We start from the raw sequence: 2,997 nt of genomic DNA, 5'->3' as shown, positions 1-2,997 counted from the left end.
ACCGCTCGGGGTACGGGCCATACTCGCCGATCGGCAGGTACGGTCCGATGAACTCCCATTCGGTATCCGTCAGTTGCTTTCGCGTCACGCAAGAAGACCTACCGTGGCAGACCCCGCCGCGAAAGCGAATCCGACAGATTGATCACGACTCGATACGCGCCCTAACGGCGTATGACAGTGGTGCGGTATCGCAGATACCCCGGTTTACGCAGATGAGGCGCATGGCTCGCCCGAAAGGGGACGACATGCGCCTGGAGAGGGACGGGCAGCTGCTCCGGGTTTTCACTTCGCTCCGCGCCACCCTGCTGGGGAGGACGGTCCTTCCTGGCCAGCGGCTCAGCTGCTGGTGAGCATGCCTTCGCGCAGGCGGGCCAGCAGACGTGTGATGAGACGCGAGACGTGCATCTGCGAGCAGCCGAGGCGGTCGCCGATCTCCTTCTGGGTGAGTTCGTCGACAAACCGCCGCGGCGTGAGCACGCACGGCAGGCCTCTGCCCGCGCCGGTCGGAGAAAACGATGAGCCGCCGATGACGCCATCGGCGTGAGATCCCTCAGCGGCCGCAACCGCACCGCACCCGACATAGCTCTCCCCTTGCATCACCCGACCACTGGTGAGGAGCCCGACGTGAGCAGTGCCCTTGAACATCCCATGACCCAGGCCTTCGTCGACCCCTACAGCGTCCACCCGGCCGAGATCGCCTGGCCCGACTGGCCCGCCCCCACCGTGCCCGAACACCACGGCGACTACCTCCTGCCGCCGCCCCGTCCCGCAGAACGCCTCAGCACCCCCATCACCCCCCGCGATCAACGCCGCCTGGCCCTGCACGCCGTACTGACAACAGCCGGCATCCCACCCCGGCCCGAAGACCGCGACGCCATCGACCAGCTCGCCGCCCTGCCCGCCAGCATCAACACCACCCTCCAACGCTGGCTGCAGCACACACCATGACACCAGCGGAAAAGCGTGGGTGATGCGGGCGGACCAGAGCAACGTCGGCACCGGCCCAGCCGGCATCGACAACCGCAGCAGCGCACTGCACGCCGCCGCCCGCGACGACACACGAGCCGGATGCCGACACGAGGTACCCGCCCTCATCGCACCGGTGACTGACCTGCTCCACCACGGCCCCGCAGCACCCGTATGGCGTCCCCGTCGAGGACACCCGCTGAATAGGGGCAAAGGGCCCACCAGCAAGCTGACGGGCCCTCATGGAAGAACGAGTTAGCGGTGAGTGCCCTTTACGGGTGGCCGGGCGGCATGCCGCAGCAGGCCACGGTCTCGGTACTGGCCAGCGCCAGCAAGCGGCGCCACCGCCAGTACCGCCGCCAACGCCAGGAACAAACTCAATACGGCTTTGCGCACTGACTCCTCCTGCGAGCAAGATCGAGCTACGGGTGGGTGCCCTTTACGGGGTGCCGGGCGAAACCGGGCCGCAGCAGGCCACGGTCTCCGTCTGGCCAGCGCCAGCAAGCGGTGCTACCGCCAGCACGGCGGCCAGCGCCACGAACAAACCCAGTACAGCTCTGCGCACTGTCTCCTTCTGCACATGCCGGAATAAGAGTTGCGTCATCCTCGCCTCCAGTGCCGCAGCATCGGTCGCGCCGAACGCACGACGGCGTCCCTCCGGCGCGATATCAGCGTCCGCCGACGTGGGGCAGGGTGGTCTTCCGTCCCTGGCTATCGCACAGACGTACGCGCTGCCTCGGTGGGGACGAGTCCATCTCCACGACGATGTGTTGGATGTCGGGCCAAGCCCACTTCCGCACCTGGGCGGCCTACTTGGCGGCCCAGCAGCCCAAGTTGTTCCGGTTCCCCTCCGGCGATCCCAGCAAACCGTACGGCAGATACCCGGACCGGACACCGAGTTCCCACTTATGGACCTGGACGGCGAGACAGGCCAGGGCGAGGGTGCCGAGGGGGAGGAGGGACCGGGGCGCGGAATTACCGGCATCGGCCTCGACGCTCTCCCGATAGGCGACCAGCCGGGCCACGAGGGCGTCCTCGAAGGCGTCCTGGTCGTCGTCGAGGAGTACGCGGAGCAGCCGCTGGTCCGCGCTCAGCTCGTCGCCGACCTCGTCGAGCCGCCGGGCGGCCTCCGCGCGCTCCCCAGCGTCCGGCTTGCGCAGCGGAACCGTCGGCCAGTCGCGGGGCAGATGCCCGACCGCCTCAGCGAGATAGGGGCACAGGGCGTCCATGGCGGCGAGGTCGGCGGGGTCGGAGAAGGAGGTGTACCGGTTATAGGGCACGCCGTCACGGATGGCGGGCGCGTAGTCGCCGCGCAGCAGCAACCCGGTGCCCCGCTCCCAGTCCCACACATGCCCGCTGACGACACACATCTCGAACATGTCGAGCCAGGTCCGCGCGGTGGGCGCCTCCTTGACGACGTCCCGGAAGGTGAGGGGCCCGTCCCCGAACTCGTCGTCGTCCGGGTCCGTGCCGATCCGCTCGCCGACGAGGGGGAACCGGAGTTCCTGGTCCCCGCTCGGGAAGCACATGATGCTCAGCACTCCGTGCACACACTCCGCGGCGGTGACGGCGACCGTGGCAGCCGCAGCGTCGAGCCCCGGCTCCGTCACCGCTCGCGCGGCGACATGGTCGAGCAGTTCGTCCGCCATGGCCCGGATCAGCGTCGGCGAGATGCTGCCGTACCGCAGCGAGTGCCACCGCGTGTAGGCCCGCCCTTCGATATCGTCGAGCGCCTCGGCCAACCGCTGGCCGCCGACATGATGGCATGTCACATTCCGCACGTACCGCGCCCCTTCAGCAACTTCATGACTCGACGAAGGACACTATCAACGGGCACTGACCGAAGCGTCCCGATCCTGAACCACGGGACGCGTGCAGGGGCGGATGCAGCAGAAACCCGTTGGATCCGCCCCCTCTCACCACCGGTCACGTGTCGGTTTGGAAGGTTAGGCCGTGACCGGGGCATAGCGGCTTCCAGGCCATCCATCGTTCTCTCTGACATGAGGGCGTGCTCGAACTCGGCGATCACCC

Annotated in this window: 2 protein-coding genes and 1 pseudogene; 1 reads left to right on the top strand and 2 read right to left on the bottom strand. The window is 68.0% G+C overall.

The window, feature by feature from the left end; all coding sequences use genetic code 11:
* Nucleotides 1-336: 336 nt before the first annotated feature.
* A pseudogene (locus M8H82_RS36280) lies at nt 337-462 on the bottom strand (sigma factor-like helix-turn-helix DNA-binding protein); the annotation flags it as partial.
* 162 nt (nt 463-624) lie between these two features.
* Here M8H82_RS36280 and M8H82_RS36275 point away from each other — a divergent pair.
* Nucleotides 625-948 (top strand): hypothetical protein, encoded by a 324-nt coding sequence (locus M8H82_RS36275; protein WP_250080006.1) that lies wholly within the window; start codon nt 625-627, stop codon nt 946-948.
* Nucleotides 949-1,775: 827 nt separating this feature from the next.
* On the opposite strand, the gene M8H82_RS36270 is transcribed toward M8H82_RS36275, so the two are convergent.
* A complete protein-coding gene (locus M8H82_RS36270; RefSeq protein ID WP_250080004.1) occupies nt 1,776-2,747 on the bottom strand; it encodes an immunity 49 family protein in 972 nt (323 codons plus the stop codon).
* Nucleotides 2,748-2,997: the final 250 nt, after the last annotated feature.

Origin of the sequence: Streptomyces sp. YS415, assembly GCF_023544665.1 — a bacterium.
Taxonomy (GTDB): Bacteria; Actinomycetota; Actinomycetes; order Streptomycetales; family Streptomycetaceae; genus Streptomyces.
This window is presented reverse-complemented; position numbering and strand designations above follow the sequence as displayed.